We start from the raw sequence: 23,343 nt of genomic DNA on the forward strand, positions 1-23,343 counted from the left end.
AACATAAAACAATTCAACAATGTCAATCTCACGCTTTAATGCTGTGGAGAAGGCATCCAACCGAAAGGCCGTGGAAGCCGTTACTCCCGAACACAAAGTATCTGAGTACTATGGCGAGAATGTCTTCAACCGGAAGGCGATGCAGAAATATCTCTCCAAGGAAACGTACAAAGCCTTGACCCACGCCATTGACAATGGCACACCTATCGACCGGGAAATCGCCAATCATGTGGCAGCCGGCATGCGTATGTGGGCACTGGAAAAAGGAGTCACTCATTACACCCACTGGTTTCAACCGCTTACCGATGGCACCGCCGAGAAGCACGACGCTTTTGTAGAACACGATGGTAACGGCGGCATGATCGAGGAATTCAGCGGCAAGTTGCTCGTCCAGCAAGAACCGGACGCTTCCAGTTTCCCGAACGGTGGACTTCGCAATACCTTCGAGGCCCGCGGCTACTCCGCTTGGGACCCTTCCTCTCCCGCTTTTATCGTAGATGACACACTTTGTATCCCAACCGTATTTATCGCTTATACCGGTGAAGCGCTGGATTATAAGACCCCGCTGATCCGCTCTATCGAAGTATTGGGAGAAGCCGCCAAGGACGTATATCGGTATTTCGATGAGGATGTCAATAAGATAATTACTTACCTAGGTTGGGAACAGGAATATTTCCTTGTTGACGAGGACTTGTATTCCGCTCGTCCGGATCTCTCACTCACCGAGCGTACCTTGCTCGGACATGAGAGCGCGAAGAACCAACAATTAGACGACCACTATTTTGGCGCTATCCCCTCTCGTGTGCAAGAATTCATGAAAGACTTGGAAACCGAATGTTATAAACTAGGTATCCCGGTAAAGACCCGCCATAACGAGGTAGCCCCCAATCAGTTCGAGCTAGCTCCCATTTACGAGGAATGTAACCTAGCCAACGATCATAACCAATTATTGATGTCGGTCATGAAACGGGTAGCCCGCCGTCATAATTTCCGTGTATTATTGCACGAGAAGCCATTTAACGGGGTAAACGGTTCCGGTAAACACTGTAACTGGTCTATGGGAACAGACAAAGGGGTAAATTTATTCTCTCCGGGTAAAGACCGTGAGGACAACCTGCGCTTCATCACCTTCGTGGTGAACACCATCATGGCCGTTTATAAATACAACGCTTTATTAAAAGCGAGTATCGCTTCCGCCACGAACGCGCACCGCCTAGGCGCGAACGAGGCACCTCCCGCTATCATCTCCACTTTCCTCGGAACGCAAATCAGCGAGATCTTGGATAAATTCGAGAATAGCTCTATCGAGGACGCTATCGAGGTAGACGATAAAAAGGGCTTGCATCTTGGCTTCGGGCAGATCCCCGAACTGCTGTTGGACAATACGGATCGTAACCGTACCTCTCCTTTCGCTTTCACCGGAAACCGTTTTGAGTTCCGTGCCCCGGGCTCTTCCGTGAACTGCGGATCGGCCATGTTAGCGTTGAACTCCGCCGTAGCTTATCAATTGCAACAATTCAAGAAGGACGTAGAGGCTTTGCAAGCGGAAGGAAAAAGCAAGGAAGTAGCGATCTTCAAGGTGCTGAAAGCCTATATCAAGGAATCTAAGCCGATCCGTTTCGATGGGAACGGTTATTCCGACGAATGGAAAGAGGAAGCCGCCAAGCGGGGTCTGGACTGTCAAAATAGTGTTCCCTTGCAATATGACGCTTATCTTAAACCGGAGTCGATCGAGATGTTCACGTCTACCGGCGTACTTACCCAGAAAGAATTGGAAGCGCGTAATGAGGTAAAATGGGAAGTCTATATCAAAAAGGTACAGATCGAGGCTCGGGTATTAGGGGATTTATCCTTGAACCATATCATCCCGGTAGCCGTTCGCTACCAGAGCGTATTGCTGGATAATATAGCGAAGTTGAAAGAGACATTCGGCGATGACCCGGAATTCCGCAATATGTCGGAAGAACCCCGTCGCTTGGTTCGTAAGATAGCCGGACATATCTGTGCCGTGACCAAGAAAGTGGATGAGATGGTAGAGGCCCGCAAGAAAGCGAACCGCTTGACCGATATGCGGGAAAAGGCGATCGCTTACCACGACTCGGTAGCCCCTTATTTGGATGAGATCCGTGACCATATCGATGATCTGGAACTGATGGTGGACAACCAGATGTGGCCGTTGCCGAAGTATAGGGAACTCCTGTTTATCCGATAAAAAACATCCGTACTGGCGTTGCCTTGCGCCAGTATCGGCATAGCCTCACACTGATATAGGCGCAGCCTTACACCGATACTGGCATAAGGCTACGCCTATACTCCCGTTTACCACTTCACATAAGAAGCATTCATCAAGAAGTCATAATCATGTTTCATCGCTTGCAACGGTGTCATATTATAACGCTCTTGCTCAATGAAGTAATCCTCTAATCCGGCTTTCTCCGCCACAGCGAATAAGGATTTGAAGTCTACGATTCCGGCGCCCATCTCTGTGCTGCCCTTTCCATCTGCGTTCGCGTCTTTCAAGTGCCAGTTGGCGAAACGACCGGGATAACGGTTCACGTAATCATGACATTTAAAACCGCCATACACTAATTGAGCCGTATCGATCTGGAAAGTAACCAGCCCTTTGTCCGTATTCTCGATCATCACGTCGAACGGGATCTTTCCTTCCAACTCATGGAATTCATCCACATGGTTATGGAAAGCGAAACGCAACCCGTTCGCCTTCGCGATCTCACCACATTTATTAAATTGATCCGCTAAACGCTTCACGTCCGAAAGGCTCTTGATATCTTTGGAGGGATAACCCGCCTGAACAATCCATTTACAGCCTACCTCTGCCGTATCGGCGGCATTCTTTTTCCAGAAGTCCCATCCCTTGGTATCACCCTCCGCCAGCAAACCGCTTCCGGTATGGGAACCTACCATACGGGCACCCAGATCCGCCAGACATTTCTTCATCTCGGCCGGGGATTTCCCATAGAATTTGCCATCCCGGTAACCGGCGGCTTCCATCCGTTTATAACCGATATCCACCAAAGCCTTCATCGTACCGTCAAAATCCGTCTTCAAGTCGTCCCGGACACTATACAACTGTACACCTATCGCTTTCTCTTTCTTAGCCAAGATAGAGGCAAAGCCATTCGGTACTACACTCAGCGCAGCCACAGCGGCACCCGCTTTCAAAAAATTCCGTCTCGTTATCATCATACTATTCTTTAAGATTAACGTCGCTAAAGGTAGCAAAATTATTTCTACTTTTGCGCACATTTAAACAAACGATCATGCAAGGAACAAAGAATCTGACCGAAGGGGTCATCTCCCGGCAACTATTCAATCTGGCGATGCCGATCATGGGTACCTCATTTATCCAAATGGCCTATAGCATCACCGACATGGCTTGGGTAGGCCGGTTGGGAAGCGAGGCCGTAGCCGCTATCGGCGCCGTTGGTATCCTTACTTGGATGACGAACTCGATCTCTTACTTGAATAAAGTAGGCTCGGAGGTGAGTGTCGGGCAAAGTATCGGGGCGCAAAACGTGGAAGATGCCCGAGGATTCGCTTCCCATAACCTAACGATCGCCTTGATCCTCTCGCTTTGTTGGGGATTCTTGCTATTCGTCCTCGCTCATCCGATTATCGGTTTCTACAAACTGGAGGAACCGATCGCATTGAACGCCGTGGAATATTTGAGAATCGTCGCTTCCGCATTCCCATTTATCTTCCTCTCGGCGGCGTTTACCGGGATTCATAATGCGGCAGGATTGAGTAAGATTCCATTTTATATCAGCGGAACAGGTCTTTTACTGAATATGGTGCTAGATCCTTTATTTATACTCGGCTTCCATTTGGGCACGGCGGGCGCGGCTTGGGCTACGTGGATCTCCCAAGCGGTGGTTTGCGGACTATTCGTCTATCAGCTGAAATGCCGCAATAAATTGTTCGGGGGATTCCCTTTCTTTGTCCGTTTAAAGGAACGCTACACCAAGCGGATCTTCCAATTGGGCCTGCCGGTAGCGTTATTAAATACGTTCTTCGCGATCATCAATCTTTTTATGGCCCGTACAGCTTCCACCTACGGAGGGCATATCGGTTTGATGACGCTTACGGCAGGCGGACAAATGGAGGCGATCGCATGGAACACCTCACAAGGCTTCAGTACGGCCCTCTCCGCTTTCACCGCACAGAACTACGCCGCACGCAAGAAAGAACGTATCTTGACCGCTTATCATACGACGCTTAAAATGACTTCGATCATCGGCGTACTCTGCACGTTGTTATTCGTCTTTTACGGTAGCGAGGTCTTCTCGCTGATCGTGCCGGAGCAAGCCGCTTATGAGGCCGGTGGTATATTTCTCCGGATCGACGGATATTCGATGATCTTCATGATGCTGGAGATTACCACGCAAGGCATGTTCTACGGTACCGGCCGAACGGTTCCGCCGGCGATCATCAGCATCTCGTGTAACACCTTACGCATACCTTTGGCCATCGGGCTAGCGGCAGCGGGACTGGGTATTACGGGTGTTTGGTGGGCGATCAGCCTTTCCAGCATGCTAAAAGGTGTCGTCGCTTTCATTTGGTTCAGTATCTTACAGAAGAAGATCTTGTAAGCGGAACAATTCTTACCGATTTTCCGTACATTCGCGATTAAAATGACATTCAATTAAAAAACAACCTATATGGATTACAAATTCAAACCGGAAACCCTGTGCGTACAGGCCGGTTGGCAACCCAAGAAAGGAGAACCCCGTGTCCTCCCGATCTATCAAAGCACGACATTCAAGTATGAGACGAGCGAGCAGATGGCTAAATTGTTCGATTTGGAGGAAAGCGGCTATTTCTATACCCGCCTTCAAAACCCGACAAACGAGGCTGTAGCCGCCAAGATCGCGGCGTTGGAAGGTGGCGTGGCCGCTATGCTGACCTCATCCGGGCAGGCCGCTAGCTTTTTCGCTTTCTTCAATATTTGCGAGGCTGGCGATCATATCGTAAGCGCTACCAGCATTTATGGAGGTACTTATAATCTACTGGCCGTTACCTTGAAGAAGCTGGGAATCGAATGCACGTTCGTAGATCAAGACGCGAGCGAGGAAGAGATCTCCAAGGCTTTCCGCCCGAATACGAAGGCGATGTTCGGCGAGATGATCTCCAATCCGGGCGTTATGGTATTGGATGTGGAGAAGTTTGCCCGCATCGCCCATAATCATGGCGTACCCTTGATCGTCGACAATACGTTCGCCACGCCGATCAATTGCCGTCCGTTCGAATGGGGAGCGGATATCGTTACGCACTCCACGACTAAATATATGGATGGCCATGCCACGAGCGTGGGTGGTTGTATCGTGGACAGCGGCAATTTCGATTGGGAAGCGCATGCCGAGAAGTTCCCGGGACTTTGCCAACCGGACCCTTCTTACCACGGATTGACCTATACCAAGGCATTCGGGAAATTAGCGTTCATCACGAAAGCGACTAGCCAACTGATGCGTGACCTTGGAGCGATCCAATCCCCGCAAAACGCATTCCTATTGAATCTGGGATTGGAGACCTTGCATCTTCGTGTACCGCAGCATTGCAAAAACGCCTTGGCGGTAGCGCAGTGGCTACAGAAATGTGATAAGGTAGCTTGGGTGCATTATCCGGAATTAGAAGGCAACCCGTACCATGAGCTCGCCAAGAAGTATCTACCGAATGGCTCTTGCGGTGTATTATCCTTCGGATTGAAAGGTGGACGTGAGGTGGCGATCAAGTTTATGGATAGCTTGAAACTCGCCGCTATCGTAACTCACGTAGCGGATGCCCGTACTTGCGTGCTTCACCCGGCCAGTCATACGCACCGCCAGTTGAGCGACGAGCAATTGATAGAGGCTGGCGTGGCTCCGGACTTGATCCGCTTCTCTGTAGGTATCGAGAACGCCGATGATATCATCGCCGATATTGAGCAAGCGCTCAATAAATAAGACATCTGTGCCATGCTGATGAAACGCTTGTGCCATCAGCATGGCACACCTGCATCTACAGCACGGTACTGCTATAAGTTCCTAGATAGGCAGGAATCTCCCCAGACGCGCCACCCAATTTGTCGTAATCCTCCCTAGGCTCGTTACCGGATGTTCCTCACGCAACAAATCCTCACGGAACTCACGAAGAATAAGCCAATCCGCCTGTTTCACCCAATGCCGGAAGACCGGATTCTCCACATGACTTTCCGAAATGGATAATAACACGTCCAGATCAAAACAATCAGCGACAACGCCTGCGCCAGACAAAGAGGCATCGTAAGCATTGCAAGCTTGCTCAATATGTGTAGGAACCATCAATACAGGTTTATTCAGATACATCGCCTCACATACGGATTCGAACCCGGCGGTCGTAGCATAAGCCTTCGCCCCCGACATATAACGTAGAAACAACGTATCATCCAGTTGATGGAAAGAAAGGCAATCGTCTATTTTCACCTCGGCTCGCTGATCTTTCTTATCCCAAAAGAAATGCATCGGAACCGAAGGATGACGGGAATGCCAAGAACGGATCTCCTCACTAAACCCGCTATTCAACAAATAACCATGCAAATAACTGCCGTTCGAGGGAACCGCATCCAAGACTTCTTGCCTTAATAAAGGAGGAACCACGACTATTCCTCCCAACGGCGCCTCACGCATCTTCCGAAAAGACAAGGCTAATTTTTTGACGGAGCCTATCGCCGTTAATCTCGTAAAAAATCGTAGCGATGCCAACGACAATGTGCTCTGCTTCGGGAAAACGAAGTCCGGATGCAAGAATAGATATTGATGGGCGATACATACCATCGTCGCTTTCGGACGGAGAATCAAGTAAGTCATCCCCGTCAACAGCTCGTAGAAATTCACGACAACATCCGCATCCGTCTGCCGAATCATCCGGTCGATATAACGGATACTTCCCATGTATTTGTGCAGACGCAATACATTATATAATATGCTACGCATCAAACTCACTTGTTTATTCTTAGCCGTCGGTAAAAAATTCGGACTCTCAAACGGATATACCGGCGATTGTATCTTATTCAAGAAGAAATCCGGCAAACGGCGGGCTGGGCTTTTTCCGACCAACACACCAACGATCTTATGTCCTTCGGCCATCAATTTCTGACGTAAGGATAACGCTTGGGTCAAGTGCCCACGTCCCTCACCTTGTATGATAAACAGGATTTTCATACAGCATCCGCATATAGTTGTACATTATTATATGTAACAATATCCCACTCTCCTTGTTCATCCTCCACGAGAGCGGTCATGCTTTCCACCCAATCGCCGGAATTTAGATAATGCACATTACCATACCATACGTTCGCCGCTTGGTGAATATGGCCGCAAATAATCCCGTCCAAATGCTTGGCCTCCGCTAAGCGTACCAACTCTTTCTCAAACTCCGAGATATAAGAGACCGCACTTTTCACCCGGTGTTTCACCTCTTGGGATAAAGAGAAATAAGGTTTTCCTTGCCGCTCTCTACGATGATTGTAAACCTTATTCAACCACAATAAAAAAGTATATCCCACATCCCCGAGCATGGCAAGCCAACGCATATGGGTCGTAACCGTATCGAAAATATCGCCATGTGTCACGAAATAGCGTTTTCCTTGTCTCGTCTTCAGTAAATAATCCTTTACGATCGATATATTGGAGAACTTAAAAGGAGCCAAGCTGTCGAGAAAATCATCATGGTTCCCCACGACATAGATAATCTCCGTACCCCTTTTCTCCATCATCTTCATCAATACCTTAAAGAAATCGGTATGCTTTTGTTTCCAGCGTTTACCGGATTTCTTCAATTGCCAGCCATCGATGATATCACCATTCAAAATCAATCGATCGCAATCTACGTGCTTGAGAAAACGGGTGACCTCCTCCGTCCGGGAATGTTCCGATCCCAGATGGATGTCCGAGAGGACAATAGTCGGATAGTACTTTCTTAATATCATCTTTTCCTTGTTTAAGATGATACAAAAGAACACTTTCGGTATTACAAGTTCACGACAACCTAATGAAAAAGACATAACAAAAAGGCCAGCTCTTCACAAAGCCGGCCTTTTCTCGTTTAACTTTAAATATTAAAAAATTATGATGACATTTTACTTTACCTATTCTTCTGATTGAGTAGCCTCGTAAGCCTTTAACAACTTCTCTTGTACATCGGCAGGAACTAACTCGTAACTAGCGAACTTCATCGTAAACGAAGCACGTCCGCCCGTAATGGAGCTTAGTGAAGTAGAATAGTTAGACATCTCTTTCAAAGGAACTTTCGCCAATAGTTTCTCAAATCCCTTCTCGCTATTCATACCCATAATCAAGGCACGGCGTCCTTGCAAGTCACTCATCACATCTCCCAGATAATCGGCAGGAACGGAAACCTCGACATCGTAAACAGGCTCCAATATCTTAGGGCCAGCCTCCTTGAAGGAAGTACTGAAAGCATTACGTCCGGCAAGCATGAAAGAGATCTCATTACTGTCTACCGGGTGCATCTTACCATCGTATACGCAAATACGCACGTCGCGAGCATACGAACCCGTCAACGGCCCTTGCTCCATACGAGCCATGATACCTTTTAGGATAGCCGGCAAGAAACGAGCGTCGATAGCACCACCAACGATACAGTTTACGAACACGACTTTACCACCCCAATCCAAATCAATTATCTGAGTATCACGAACATTCATCTTATACTCCTGTCCGCCGAAACGGTAGGTATCCGGAGCAGGCATACCTTCATAATAAGGCTCGATAATCAAGTGAACTTCACCGAACTGGCCTGCGCCACCAGATTGTTTCTTATGGCGGTAATCCGCACGGGCCGCTTTCGTAATCGTCTCACGATACGGGATCTTCGGCTCCAGATATTCGATCGGCAATTTATCATTATTCTCGATTCTCCATTTCAATGTACGAAGATGGAACTCACCTTGACCGGAAACGATTGTCTGCTTCAATTCCTTGGACTGCTCGATTACCCATGTCGGGTCTTCCTCACGCATACGTATCAAGATTTCCATCATCTTCTCGGCGTCAGCCTCATTCACCGGCTTGATAGCACGACGATATTTCGGATCCGGATATTTAATGAAGTCGAAACGATAATCACAACCCTTTCCGTTCAATGTATTACCACGGCGAACATCCTTTAACTTAACGGTCGCTCCAATATCACCCGCCACCATTTCCGTAACCGGGGTACGAGTTTGTCCGGCTACCGCAAATAACTGTGCGATACGCTCCTTGGAACCACGATCGGCATTCATCAAATCGTCACCTTCTTTTACTTTTCCTGATATCACTTTAAAATAGGAAACCTGACCAATATGAGGTTCCACGGTAGTCTTGAAGAAGAACAAGCTAGTAGGACCATTCGAGTCCGGAGTCACCTCTACGCCTTCCGTAGTAATCAGACGAGGCATCTTGTCGGTACAAGGAACCACGTTACCCAAGAACTCCAACGTACGACGAACACACATATCACGACCGGCACATACGCAGAATACCGGGAACATACCGCGAGTAACCAAGCCCGCACGGATACCGGCACGCATATCATCCTCGCTCAAGGCACCTTCCTCAAAGAATTTCTCCATCAAAGTATCATCGTTCTCAGCGGCGGCTTCCACCAAGGCTTGATGCAACTCCATCGCCTTATCCATTTCCTCGGCGGGGATTTCCAATACATCAGGAACTCCACCTTCCGGTTTCCAACGATACATCTTCATTTTTAATACATCCACCACGGCATTGAAAGAAGAGCCGCAGCTAATCGGATATTGGATCGGAACGATCTTACTGCCCCAACGGTCTTTCAACTGGGCGATAGTTCCCTCATAGTCGGCTTTATCATTATCAAGCTGATTGACAACGAAAATCACCGGTTTATGAAATTGTTCAGTATACCGGAACTGGTTAATGGTTCCAACCTCAACACCGTACTGGGCATTCAATACCATCAGTGCCGTATCCGTGACATTCAGAGCGGAAACAGCTCCTCCAACGAAATCATCCGAACCCGGACAATCGATGAAATTCAGCTTCCGATCCTGCCACTCAACACTGAAAACGGTTGAGAAAACTGAGTATCCATACTCTTTCTCAACCGGGAAATAATCGGACACCGTATTTCCTGCCTCAACGGAGCCGCGGCGTTTTATAACTCCACCCTCGTAAAGCATAGCTTCAGCGAGAGTGGTTTTCCCAGAGCCCGAACTTCCCAAGATAGAGATGTTCTTAATTTCATTTGTTTGGTATACTTTCATGATATCAGGATTTATTTGAGTTTAACAATACGTTTATTTGGCGTGAATCACTTTCACGAGGGCGCAAATTAGAGATTGTAAAGGAAAAAAGCAATTATCGCCCGGTGTTTGAGAACTATGTTGTGCAGCAGGGCTGCCAAAGATCAATATTGATCTTTGGCAGTCTCAGCCATATCTAACTCTAATACACCACCTTCTACGACATTCTTAAAAGGGATAAAAGGTTCCTGTAAAGACTCGCCATTTAAGCGATATTCCTGTACATAGACATTTGTCTTATTATTATTCTTGGTTTTAATCACAAATGTATCTCCCGGATAATACCGCTTATTCAATTTGATCGTCACTTTATCAAATAGAGGACTTCCTAACGCTAAAGTCGGGTTTTCACTTGCCAAGCCAACTATATCAAACAATCCTATCGAGGATATCACATACCAAGCACCAAGTTGACCTTGATCCTCATCCTGCCCATAGCCATAACCGTGAATACCTTCTGTCCCATAAAACTCATCCAGAATCGCACGTACCCACTTTTGGCTTAACGAAGGTTTGCCCGCTTGATTAAACAACCAAGAAATATGTAAGCAAGGTTGATTCCCTTGATTATAATAAGTTTGTAAACCAGCGAAAGCATCAATAGTCGTTCCACCGCTAAATGTCTTGTCCTGTGAAAGAATAAATATACTATCCAGACGTTGTGTAAATTCCCTAGCTCCCATTTTAGCGATCAGCGATTTTGCGTCATGAGGTACATAAAATGTATATTGGTATGCATTCCCTTCTTGGAATCCACGCCATACTTGCATGGGATCAAAATTACTGATAAACCGTCCATCCGCATATTTGGGCTGAATTAAGTTCGATTCCGCATTATAAATACGTTCCCAACCTTTTGACAAATCCATCAATACATTATAATCATCCGTTTTGCCCAAGGCTTTCGCCATCTGCCCTACGGCATAAGCTCCAAACGAATATTCCAAGGTATGAGAGGCCGAAAACATCCATGCCTCATCAGCGCCTTCACCTTTGTCCATATGAGGAACATAACCATATTCCACAAACTTATCCGTATCCAGCTTACCCGCTCCCATCGGCCGGTTCTCTCCCTCTAACTCATTCTTTCGTGCCGCCGCATAAGCATTCTCTACGTCAAAATCACGGATGCCGCATAGATAAGCCGCAGCAATCACATTACCTAACTGATTCGTTCCAACACCGGAGACAAACCGGCTACAAGCTATACCATCTCCTAACCATCCGGTATCTTTATAAACTTGTACATGCGTACTTACATAATCCGATAAATACTCCGGATAAGCCAATGCCCATACTTGAATCAAGTTCCATTGCCCTCCCCAAATACCATCCGTATTATAAAAAGAGAAAGCCGGTTTTCCGTCTTTTAAGGGCAACTGTCCAATAGTCCCATCATTTTTAGGATATGCGCCGTTCACATCGCTAGCCAAACCTCTGCCCAATAGGGCATGATAAAGTCCGGTATAGAATTTGATTTTATCTTCTTTCACCGGGGTTTCCACACGTATACGTCCTAAATACTCTTCCCATGTAGATCTCGAGATTTCGCGAGCCTCATCAAAGTCCATTTGATCTTGGCGAGTCTCTGTCTCTCTATTTAATCGAGCATTATCTACAGAGGTATAAGAAAGACCTACTTTTGCTGTTATCAATTCGTTGTCTTGAGTATTATAGGTCAAATAGGCACCAGCCCCAATCCCCTCAATCTCTCGGTTATTCTTCTGTACAGTCTCTTTCACAAAGGTTCCGAAAGAATCCGCAGGCTTATCCAAACGAGCCGAGAAATACATGGTTATCGTAGCTCCCGACTGATACTTATTACTATAAGTAGGTAAAGTCGTAACCCAACCTTCTACTAAATCATTTCCTTTTATCCGGACGAAAGCATCCACAGCTGGTCCACTTTCGCCTTGACGATTTCCTATATCAAATAAAATATGACTCGCATCGCTCTTGTGAAAAGTGAATCGTTGAAAAGCAACTCGAGGAGTTGCGGTCAACTCCGCTTTCACATTATAATCTTTAAGCATGACCGAATAATACCCGGCCGTAGCGATTTCATCCTTATGATCAAAAGAGGAGCGATATCCCTGCCCGATAGAATTTAAAGGTCCCGGAATTGTTTTCAAATCTCCCACTGTAGGCATCAAAACAATACCTCCAACCTGAAACTCATGTAGACAAGGGAATCCCTCTATAGAAGTATCCCGATAATCATATCCCGTAGCTTCCCATCCTGATTTATTCCCTAGGCTAGCATTGGTAGCTGCTGCTGGTTTCGCTAATCCAAATGGCATCGCACCCGGAGCAAAATGAAACCAACGGCAATGAGCGGTACCAATGCGAGGTTCCACGTATTGGGTTAATGACTCCATTGTTTCTTCCGTATTCTTCGGAGTCGTTGTACAAGCCATCCCTACCAGCGCCAAGGACAAGATGAGTGATACTTTTTTCAATGAATTAATTCTCACCATATTCAGAACTTGATTTTATATGTTTCTATAGCATATTTACCCAAAATAATCTCTTGAACAGAAGAAAGTTCTTCCTCTATCAAGTTTGTGTGAATAATCTCTTTTGGCTCTACAAACATCCGCAGATGTACTGTTTCTTCCTTATTTGAGCAATTATACATTCTTACAATCAAACTATTATCATCTTCGCATTTCTTTATCGCCGTCACCTTAACATTGGGGTTATCTACAGACACAAACGACACCTCTTCCGGCAAAAAAGCCTTTCCATATTGAATCGGATTATACACCGCAACCAACGGCTCATTGGAAGATGTACCGAACTCCTCCCTAAGCGGGCTATTAACCTCATGAGAAGTCAAAGAGAAATGATAGGAATGATCTCCGGGTTGAATAAAATCATTACCTAACGGATGACAACTTTTACGAGACGCTAATAAAATAGGTTGTAAAATCGTATAATCTACCGGTTGGTCTGTCGGATCAATATAATCAGCAACCGCAACAGAAGAAGACAAGGTTACGGCACATTTTTCTCCGGCCGCACTTAACCAGTTCCCGATACCGCAAGGACGCTGCTTACTATTTTCAACATAATAACGCTCACCCGCCGCTCCCGGCATCTCATCTTTTCCAACCGTCAATGCCCCGAAAGGAACCTCATAAGATACTGATGAACGCTGGAACGCAAGAGGCCACATTAAACGATACTCACGATAAAGTACGGCATCCCAATTCAATAAGTCAACATCCATATCTATTTTTTTAACCTGATGATATACACGTAAAGTCTGTTCTATAACTGCGTTTCGGATAGGTGTACGCATCTTATAGGATGTATATACAGGCCCATCTTCTTCTACTTTCCAAGGGACCGCATGATTCGAGGTTTTATCAAAACCTTCCATATCCGGCTGTTGCACCGCATCAAACTCGCCAGCCCCATTCCCCACAGAGCGCATAGAGATGACTTCTCCTCCTAAAAATTTTTCAGTATTCAACAATGGACAGCCCATTGATTTATCATATATTTGTTTGATACCACCATTTACCAGTTCGATCCTATAGTGGCTATTCTCTATCAAATCAACGGCCGGCCCAGATTTATCCTCTTGCTTTTGAGTTGGATTTAGATAATAAGTTTTTAGTCCCATAGCAGGCATATTATCTGCCGTAAAATGTAGATTAGCCTTTTCTATAGACCCATCTTGATAATAAACAATTTCAGATAACTGGGAATTAACCGCTTTTCCTTGATAATCTTTAATTTGTAAATCGTAGGCATACCCTTGCTCAAAAGCCACTTCTACAACAGCAGGAACAGTTCTTGAAAAAGACAAATTATTAAATAGTATAATCGAACGTCCTTTTTGCCCGGAGGTCTTAATCGAAGACGCTAAAAATCCAGCTTGCCGATCAACGATTTGTCTTGCTTTTGATAACGCAAACTCATATTTCCGGCGAAATGCATTATCCGTCATGATACCACCATTGCCCCCCCATCCGTGGTCTGGATAGATTTTAGCTTCCCACGCCTCATTCAAATCATCAGTAGGATACATCTCAAACGATTGGCGAACCATGGCACTAAAAGAAGATATTTTCTCCGCTGCAGATAACCAAACATCTCCCTCACGACTGGCAGTAAGAGCCTTCTCATGCGAAGGACCATGAATATACAGCCACACATTCGGACGTTCTCCATGTGTTATAGGTAGTGCTGAAGTAGAATGATCTAATTTCTCAAAAAAGTCATCGGCAGTCGCAAATTTAAACTGGGGTAACGACACTTTTACTCTCTCACCTGTCTTCCCATTCATTATATAACGAACATTATTCCATTTTTCAATAAATACAGGACAATTTCGAACCGGCTTCATATCCCACGACAACTCATAATTAAGCATCGCAGGCATTACAGTCTTAGATTTCTTGACATCATTGTATTTTGTATACCATAAAATAGCCTCTTTAGCCATCTCTTTGACCGCTGTCGTATCATCCTTTCCTAATACATTATAAAAATAGATATAATGTCCCGGAGTATAAGTACGAACTTTTGAACCATCCGGAGATTCCCAATAGAACAGCCCTCTTTCGTGACGACTGATAACCAAGTTCTCAATTCCCGCCTTACTCATGATTTGAGGCATTTGTAAAGTACGTCCCGGCACGTCTACATTAAAATAAGAGGAGGTTTGGTAACCATTAAAGTTTTTCTTCAACCATCTAGTTCCCAAATAAAATTGGCGAGCTAATGATTCTCCTGAATACATCTCCTCGTACGGCTGTATAAAAGTTCCTCCCACACAAATACGTCCTTCTTTCATATATTTAACAAACAATGGATACGTATCCGGATGACGATGGATGTATTCCTTCAATATAGAAGTTTGTTCAATATCCATCTTGAATGTTGGATCTTCACCCAAACGTTTCAAGAATGGTGTCAACCAAAGTGTATCCCGGTCGGCGATACAAGCATCGATATGATTCAGCCACGCTAAATCTTGATGAGTTGTAGTAAACACATAAATATCCCCATCATTCAAAGAGGAATTTGATAAATCTTTCAAAAGATGGAAAGACTCTTGATCACAGATATATGTATTTCCTGCAAATTGGGCTTTTAATATAAAGTTCGGAAATACACATAAGATCATTAAAATGAATATTTTCTTCATATGACTTTTTGTTTGAGAGGATGCACCAAGATAGCACATCCCCCTTATATAAATAAAATTGTAAATATCTTCCCGTTAGTTATAACCCGGATTTTGAGTCAAATTAGGATTACGTTGCATCTCATTTACAGATATCGGCCATAGTAAATCTGATTCTTTAAAAGTTGCGCCTGCCGCATTTTGAGCACCCAATAAAGTCACATAACGAACCTTTCCCTTATCCGTCTCCGATATTACAGGGAACATCCCTGTCCGAGTACAATCATCCCATATTTTATACTCTAAAGGGAATTCACGTAAACGTTCAGTCCAACATGCCTCAATAAATGCTTGTTTCGATAACTTCATCAACTCTGAAGAAATCTCTTCTACGCTTTTACCATCCATATTTGAACGAGCTTGCACTTGGGCTAAATAACCTGCAGCCTCTGAAGTCACACCCTCACTTTGGGCAATAGATTCAGCACCAGCCAATAAAGCTTCCGCATAGCGATAGATATTCCAGTCTTTTGTACCCTTTCCCGTATTTAACAGAGCCTCCTCATCAAAATAATACCAACATCCTGCTGTACTTGAAGACCATTTTTTTCCTGTATTAGGATTTGTATATTCCCAGTGGAAAAACTGATTCGGTTGAATACGCAAGTCATTTGGGGAATATACATTTAAAAATCGATCTGTCGGTCCATAAACACGTTCCATAATGGAATACGTACCAAATACAGTCGTCGCATTTGAACTACAAGAATAACTAGGAAGCCAATCACTCGTATTGATGCTATTATCATATTCTTGCGCATAAATTACCTCGTCTAAATCATCAATCGAACGCAATTTATTGAAAGCACTATTCATCGCTAAATCTTCATTCATAACTAATTTATGAGGAGAATTAATCACTATTCGTGCATATTTAGTGGCTTCCGCATATTTACCCTGTTGCATATAAACATTTGTCAACAACATAGCTGCTGCGTATTTTGTAATACGATGAGCATTTGCCGCAAACTTACTTGCAGGAAGAATCTCTACCGCATCTTTTAAATCAGACTCTATTTGAGCATAGACCACCTCTACACCAGTACGCTCTAATTCCATATCTACGGCAACTTCATAGGGTTCGGTATAGAATGGGATAGCACCAAATGTTTTCACCAAATAAAAATAATTGAACGCCCTAAAAAACTTAGCCTCTGCTACATATTTAGAAATAGAAGAATCTTCCATTGGAATACTAGGAATGTACTTAATCGCCGAATTAGCGACATTTATCGCATTATAACACGCATCCCACACTCCATCCACAGTTCCTGATATTTGCATCGTATATTTCTGGCGGCTTAATTCCCTAGAATATTTACAAACAACCTCTTGTCCTTCATAACTATTTGAGAAATAGCCAGTCAACATACCTGTTACAGTAGCGAAACTACCTAAATAAGCACTGGGAGCTGAAGCTATTTGGCGTATTGCACCTGTGCGATATAAATAATTCACATTAGCCACAGCTTGAGCTTCCGTTGTATAATATCCAACATTCGTTAGTTGTGACTTAGGTTCTTCTTTTAAGAAATCGTCACATGCGCTAAAGCTCATCATATTAGCACAAACGATAATTATTATCAATATCTTTTTCATATTCGATTATTTGCTTTATTAAGTTGACTAAAATGTTACGTTAACCCCTAATGTAAATGTCCGAGCTCTGGGATAAGAGAAAAAAGTCATATTTTGTCCAAATTTACCACTTGTCTCGGAAGAAGATTCTGGATCATATCCTAAGAAGTCCTTTGAAACGATTTGAAATAGATTATTTCCACTAGCATATAATCTTAAACCCGACAATCCTATTTTTTTTATCAATTGCGAGTTAAATGTATATCCTAGCTGTACCATATTACAACGTAGATAAGAACCATTTGCAACCCATCCGGAGTCGCTCGTTATATCTTGGCCAGCATGTTCTTCTCCAAAATGAGCACCGCTAGCTAAATATATCATTGGCTGCATTGTTTCTGGATTTGTTCCATCATAAGCATCATATAAAACCCCTTTCAAACCATTTGTAATGCCAAAGCGATCATTCGTTGTACACATAAAACGTTGTAAAGTCTCGACCCCCCAAACAAATTGCAAGTCAACTGTCAAATCAAAATTCTTATAAGAGAAATTATTAATCCAACTACCAGTCCAGTCAGGTAATCCTTTACCTATTATAGTTTTCTCATCAGAACGTTTCGCCCGACCAATCTGAGTCTTCTCGCAAGCCCCAGCCTTATAATCTTCAAGCGTATAAACACCCTTACGCTCTAATCCCCAGAAACTACCCATACTTTCACCAACACGAAGGACACTACCTCCACCAACCCAATCATACAAATAGACATCTGCATTCGTATCACTTAATGCTAAGATTTCGTTCTTATTATAATTTAGGTTTAGTGTGGAAGACCAAGTAAAATCATCACCTTGAATAGGAGTCCCATTCACCATAATATCTACACCCTGATTACGAACAGAGCCTATATTCTTAAAAATAGAAGTAAAACCCGTAGAATGGGGTACAGGACAATCTAACAATAAATCAGTTGTCTTTTTATTATAATAAGCAATATCAAAATTTAGGCGATTATTGAATAGCCCTAAATTAAAACCAACATCAAATTGCCCGGTCTTCTCCCATTTCAAATCTGGGTTAGACATTGTCTTGATATAAGAATAAGCTGAACGTTTCGCATCAATATAATAAGTGCCCGCATCTACTTTCCCTAAAGAGTTATAAGGATCAATCTCTGAATTTCCAGTTAAGCCATAACTTGTATGTAATTTTAAATTACTTATTAATGCGTTATCTTTCAAAAAATCTTCTTGAGAAATATTCCAAGCCAAACCAGCAGAAGGGAAAAATGCGTACTTATTATTCTTTCCAAACTTTGAAGACCCATCGACACGCCCTGTCACAGTCGCAGAATAACGATCTTTATAGGTATAAGCAAAACGCAAAAAATAAGAGTTCATGGCCCATCGAGTCCAACTTGATTCAGGTGCGTTTGGAAGAGTTCCCACCGACATATTATTATTTTCATAAAAATCGTCGGAGAAACCCTGAGTATAAGATTTATCCCAACGTTGCGTACGTTCTTGCCAAGATAGACCTGCCATAGCATTCAACCTGTGATCACCAAAAACCTTATTATAGGTTAGATAAGTCTCTTCTTGCCAATAAAATGTATTCCAATTCTGGTATTCCGCCCAGCCATTCGGCATAGAAATGTTATTCAACTCAATCGAAGAATACCCTCTATAAGTCGTATTATGGCTATCAACACCAAATTGTGTTTTTAAATCTAAGCCATCTGCCAAATGAAATGTTAGCGCCGCATTTCCAAAAATTTGTGTATTATAACGCATTCGCTTTTGCAGATCTAAGATCATTACAGGATTTGACATTCCTTCTAGACCAAAATAACTGTTCTCACTTTGGGAAGTAAGATTTGTCGTATATTTACCATATTTATCTCTTACAGGCAACCATGGGACCATTTCGATCATCGTACGGCGAGCCTCTTGCCCACCTCCATCTTCCGGTGTATAACGTCCCCATGTATGATTAACCAGTACATTGACTGCTGTAGATAACCATTTAGTAGGATGAGCGTCATAAGCGATCTTTGCGTTCAATCGTTTATTATATGTATTCATCACGATACCTTGTTGATCCGTAAAATTCAAAAATGCTCCCATTGATGACTTTTGACCAGCTTGTTGGATATTTAGCTGATGGTTGTGAGATACAGCTGTACGTGTGGCCTCATCTTGCCAATTCGTATCATATATTGGATTTCCGTTCGCATCAAAATAGTCGCGGTCATGGAACCAATAAGTCCGATCCAAAGACCAATTCTTATCATAATATGTATTCTCGTTCTCTAGGCCTTTCATAAAAGCATCGCACCATTCTTGAGCGTTCATCGTATCCATTTTACGAGCTATGCTACTAATACTTACCGAACCCTGATAAGATACTTGTACCCCCTCACGTCCTTTCAGACCTCGTTTTGTTGTTACCATGATAACGCCATTCGCACCACGAGCGCCATAAATAGCCGCCGCAGAGGCATCCTTTAAAACCTCCATCGATTCAATATCATTAGGATTTACCAACGAGAAGTCTTCCATGGCAACCCCATCAACAATATACAAAGGTTCCGATGAAGAATTTATAGTAGCCATACCACGTATCACGACACGATTCGCATACGCTCCGGGCTGACTTGAATTAGAAAAAATATTTACGCCCGAAACTTTACCTCGTAAATTCTCTAAAGCACTAAAATTCTGATTCTTCGTCAAGTCCTCTCCTTTAGCGACTCCAATCGAGCCAGTCACATCCGATTTACGCATTGTACCATAACCAACCACCACCACTTCTTCCAAAGCTTGAGAGTCTTCTTCTAAAACCACTCTCACATTTTCTCGTACAGGAATTTCTACTGTCTTATAACCAATATACGAAATAACCAACATCGACTGTGAAGACACATTTAAATTGAATTTACCATCCAAATCTGTAATAGTTCCTTCCGTCGTACCTTTGATACTAACATTTACACCAATTAGAGGTAGTCCAGCCATATCAACAACCACACCTGTTACCGTTTTTTTACTCTGTTGAATAATGTAAGCAGTATTACTACTCTCCGCTCTCAATTCCGCAGAGAACGGTAAAAAAGATATTAATGCGATGGGTAATACCATCATTTTTGTAAACTCCATAATATTATTATATTTTAGGTTTGAAAATATTATACTATAAACGCAATTTGATTTTTAATAAACTTCTGTCAACTCATCACCTCCTTTCTTTTGAAGCAATCTTTCTTCCTGCAAATAGCACATCCATAAGGCTTTTTCTCTATATTTCCACCAATACCAACAAGAGCACTAACCGATTTTATAGGGAGCATCAAACAAGAGTCCGTTAATGAGATCCCACAAAAGCCATCAGGCAACATTGAAAAAAATATTCGTTGCTCCGCCACATCCCAACCGCAATAACCGGGGCTGTAAGAATTACTTACCTTCAAATTTATCTCTGCCATCATATGGGTTAAAAAAGAAAGCCCCCAAGTAACGATAGCCTCAACGATAACAGAACCTAAAGCATCTGCAACAAAAGCCTCCATTACATCTCCTCCTGATCTTTTAACTTCAATCCATTCATCTAGCTCTTTCCCTACAGACGCAGTGATTATGGCAAAAAATTCACTATCACGTAAGCAATTGACTATAATTACATCTGGAGAAAGAATATTTTCATTCAATTTCAATGTACGTCTATCTACTCGTTCCCCTTGTACAAAGCGATAACCAAAACGAGGACTACATACATCCAAAGCCTCTCGTTTTAAGTTTTCAACAAAAACGGACATATAATCATCCGGCCCTGAGGCACCAAAACCTAAATATCGGTATAGCTCATTATTTTCTATCTCTAGAATCTCAATTGAACAATCCACCTCTTTCGCATTTATAAAACCAGAAATCCAGTCTATCGGACAATCGATTAGAGATTTGTCCCACCAAATAGAAATAAATCCGTTATTTCTATCCGTACAAGATCCAAAAACCGTCTCAAAATGGACTTTTCCATTTACATAATCAATTTTGCCCCATTGGCCGTTACTTTCCAAGACAAAGCCTTTAGCTCTTACTATTCCATTGGGAAAGCGTTTATTTATCCGGTTAAACAACCTCTCATAAAAAGAAATACTCAAAAAGGAATAGACTGAAATAGTCCATATCTCATAATTAGGTCCTAATACTTTAGAATAAGCAGGGATGTAGTTATTCACACCATAACAACAACTCTTACTTAAAATAAATCCCCAATCAACTTCGTTTAATAAGTGATAATCTTGCACTATCTCCAGCCGAGGCTGAATCATCAAAAGATCATTTATAACGCTCCGTATTTTAGCCTCCTCCGCTTCCGAAGTCTTTGTTAGTAAGATAACCGAAGATAAATAGAACTGCCTCCGATAAAAATCAAAATTCAACTTTTTCAAGAATGCATACATATGGACATCTACCAAAGAAATAATACCATCTATCCTGATATCCGGAATCCGTACTAAATCCTCTAAAGAAGCAAGACCGGAAGGTTCTATTAACAAGATATCCGGTCGGACAGATATTTCTATTTCTTTTATAGCTATAGGTAACTCTTGACGAAGCGTACAACATATACAACCTGAGTTCAAGTCTTTTACTTGATAATTCTTACTTCTCAATAATACACTATCCACAGACTCAGTCCCTGACTCATTTTCAATGACAACCACCTTCTTTCCACTCAAATAAGAGGATAAAAGATAATTAATCAACGTAGTTTTACCACTACCAAGAAATCCCCATATTATATAGATATTCATGTCCATAGTTTTATCCTATAATAAATTCCGTCTAATCATCGAATACAAATCCTCCTTTTCCAATTGGCTCAATCTCTGGTAAGCACAATCTTGCTTATGCGTATTCGATTTTTCGACAATTATTATTTCCGCATCCGAATTCATCGCTATATTATGCCAAGTACCCGCCGGGATATTATATGTTACGCCAAGTTTCATCCTTTCACAATAAAGGCTTATCGTATCTTTTTGAGGTTTTGCTTCTATCAATATGGCATCTCCTTTAAATAGAATAAAGACCTCATCTGTTTCACGATGCACTTCTATTTGTTCTATTTCATCAAATCCATGTCCCGGTAAATAATTCAGCTGAGCCACTTGCCATCCCTCTCGTACGAGAAAAGGATTATACCCCTCTCCGCTATGAAAATAAGTTTCAATCATACATTCCTCGATTAAAATCAGCTAAAGCCTTGTAAAACATCTCTATATTCTCAAAAGGCACTTCGGGAGGAGTATCACAGCCTGAAGACAACACAAAGTTCGGATAGTTGGCTGTACGCAATAACAAATCCTTCGTCGCATCATACAAAACCCGAGAAGAAGCCATTTTAAACATAGATACCGGATCTATATTTCCCATGACTAATACATCTTTGGGACATTGGTCCAAAGCTAAGAGCATATCGATCCCATTCCCGAAATGATATCCATAAGCCCCTGTAGCAACCATCGCTTTTGTACATTGTCCGCTATTACCACAATTATGTAAGAATATAGAGAAAGATTCATCTTGTACCTCACTTACAATCTCTTGAACATAAGTAGAAGAAAATTCCAAACAGGCCTCATTCGATAACAAACCCGCCGCAGGTTCCGCCATCAAAATCCCATTTGCTCCCGCACTTTTCAACGCAACGCAGTAATTTTTAATAAATTCAGTACACTTCGATAATAACAATTTTATACAATCAGGTTCGATATACATAGCCATCATAATCTCAGACATATCATATAATCTACCAGCTAACGAATAAGGCCCTATACAGCCAGCGACAACCGGTTTTAATGTATCCTCCGCTATCAATCGATTAGCTTTAATATACTCCTGTACTCTTCCATTCTCCAATGAAGGAATTTGTAATTTCTCCACTTCCTCCAAATTCGAGACTAATCGACCAATAACACTAGGAACTTCATTTTTAGAATAATGAATCTCTGCCCCAAAAGCTTCTGCTTCTACCGTCAAATCCATGATCACGCTAGAAGCTGCTGAAGGATATTTTTCTGCTAATAATTTCACGGCCCGAGCATGTATCTCCCCATTTGTTACCGCATCATACACAGTATGCCCCAATAACTCAATCCCCGAATGAGTCATGACAGGAATAGCGATCCGCTTTTCCGAGCCAAGTATAGAGGCTATCCATTCTTTCATATTTATTTTCATA

General features: G+C 42.9%; 14 protein-coding genes. 3 read left to right on the forward strand and 11 right to left on the reverse strand.

All coding sequences use genetic code 11. From position 1 onward, the window contains the following. Nucleotides 1-19 precede the first annotated feature (19 nt). Nucleotides 20-2,212 (forward strand): glutamine synthetase III, encoded by a 2,193-nt coding sequence (locus D7V92_RS16340; protein WP_005858821.1) that lies wholly within the window; start codon nucleotides 20-22, stop codon nucleotides 2,210-2,212. A gap of 107 nt (nucleotides 2,213-2,319) precedes the next feature. Here D7V92_RS16340 and D7V92_RS16345 read toward each other — a convergent pair whose 3' ends face one another. Further along, the gene (locus D7V92_RS16345; RefSeq protein ID WP_233572867.1) at nucleotides 2,320-3,207 is read right to left on the reverse strand and encodes a TIM barrel protein; all 888 of its coding nucleotides are present in this window, start codon (nucleotides 3,205-3,207) and stop codon (nucleotides 2,320-2,322) included. Nucleotides 3,208-3,281: 74 nt separating this feature from the next. On the opposite strand from D7V92_RS16345, the gene D7V92_RS16350 reads away from it, so the two are divergent. Then, nucleotides 3,282-4,610: an MATE family efflux transporter gene (locus D7V92_RS16350; RefSeq protein ID WP_005868477.1), complete on the forward strand. Its 1,329-nt coding sequence runs from the start codon at nucleotides 3,282-3,284 to the stop codon at nucleotides 4,608-4,610. A 69-nt stretch (nucleotides 4,611-4,679) separates the two neighbouring features. Continuing rightward, on the forward strand, nucleotides 4,680-5,960 hold the full coding sequence (locus tag D7V92_RS16355) for an O-acetylhomoserine aminocarboxypropyltransferase/cysteine synthase family protein (protein ID WP_036618257.1): 1,281 nt from the start codon (nucleotides 4,680-4,682) through the stop codon (nucleotides 5,958-5,960). Nucleotides 5,961-6,041: 81 nt separating this feature from the next. Here the strand turns inward: D7V92_RS16355 and D7V92_RS16360 are convergent, their stop codons facing one another. From D7V92_RS16360 to D7V92_RS16405, 10 genes are all read right to left on the reverse strand, one after another. Beyond that, nucleotides 6,042-7,196 (reverse strand): glycosyltransferase family protein, encoded by a 1,155-nt coding sequence (locus D7V92_RS16360; RefSeq protein WP_121773324.1) that lies wholly within the window; start codon nucleotides 7,194-7,196, stop codon nucleotides 6,042-6,044. Further along, a complete protein-coding gene (locus D7V92_RS16365; protein WP_121773325.1) occupies nucleotides 7,193-7,963 on the reverse strand; it encodes a UDP-2,3-diacylglucosamine diphosphatase in 771 nt (256 codons plus the stop codon). The genes D7V92_RS16360 and D7V92_RS16365 overlap by 4 nt, the downstream gene beginning before the upstream one ends. A gap of 159 nt (nucleotides 7,964-8,122) precedes the next feature. Next, entirely contained in the window at nucleotides 8,123-10,279 is a 2,157-nt protein-coding gene (locus D7V92_RS16370) for a translation factor GTPase family protein (RefSeq protein WP_005858833.1), read from the reverse strand. 143 nt (nucleotides 10,280-10,422) lie between these two features. Beyond that, complete coding sequence (locus tag D7V92_RS16375) at nucleotides 10,423-12,792, reverse strand: GH92 family glycosyl hydrolase (RefSeq protein ID WP_233572868.1); 2,370 nt, start codon at nucleotides 12,790-12,792, stop codon at nucleotides 10,423-10,425. 5 nt (nucleotides 12,793-12,797) lie between these two features. Further along, complete coding sequence (locus D7V92_RS16380) at nucleotides 12,798-15,518, reverse strand: glycosyl hydrolase-related protein (RefSeq protein ID WP_121773326.1); 2,721 nt, start codon at nucleotides 15,516-15,518, stop codon at nucleotides 12,798-12,800. 36 nt (nucleotides 15,519-15,554) lie between these two features. Beyond that, nucleotides 15,555-17,117: a RagB/SusD family nutrient uptake outer membrane protein gene (locus D7V92_RS16385; protein ID WP_121773327.1), complete on the reverse strand. Its 1,563-nt coding sequence runs from the start codon at nucleotides 17,115-17,117 to the stop codon at nucleotides 15,555-15,557. A 27-nt stretch (nucleotides 17,118-17,144) separates the two neighbouring features. Next, nucleotides 17,145-20,255: a TonB-dependent receptor gene (locus D7V92_RS16390; RefSeq protein ID WP_121773328.1), complete on the reverse strand. Its 3,111-nt coding sequence runs from the start codon at nucleotides 20,253-20,255 to the stop codon at nucleotides 17,145-17,147. A 68-nt stretch (nucleotides 20,256-20,323) separates the two neighbouring features. After that, the gene (locus tag D7V92_RS16395; RefSeq protein ID WP_008772614.1) at nucleotides 20,324-21,913 is read right to left on the reverse strand and encodes a GTP-binding protein; all 1,590 of its coding nucleotides are present in this window, start codon (nucleotides 21,911-21,913) and stop codon (nucleotides 20,324-20,326) included. Between the two features lie 15 nt (nucleotides 21,914-21,928). Next, nucleotides 21,929-22,336: a hypothetical protein gene (locus tag D7V92_RS16400; RefSeq protein ID WP_005858846.1), complete on the reverse strand. Its 408-nt coding sequence runs from the start codon at nucleotides 22,334-22,336 to the stop codon at nucleotides 21,929-21,931. Beyond that, entirely contained in the window at nucleotides 22,329-23,342 is a 1,014-nt protein-coding gene (locus D7V92_RS16405) for a methylcobamide--CoM methyltransferase (protein ID WP_008772615.1), read from the reverse strand. Before D7V92_RS16405 ends, D7V92_RS16400 begins: the two co-directional genes overlap by 8 nt. Between the last annotated feature and the right edge of the window lies 1 nt (nucleotide 23,343).

This window comes from Parabacteroides sp. CH2-D42-20, from assembly GCF_003670185.1.
In the GTDB taxonomy this organism is placed as follows: domain Bacteria; phylum Bacteroidota; class Bacteroidia; order Bacteroidales; family Tannerellaceae; genus Parabacteroides; species Parabacteroides distasonis.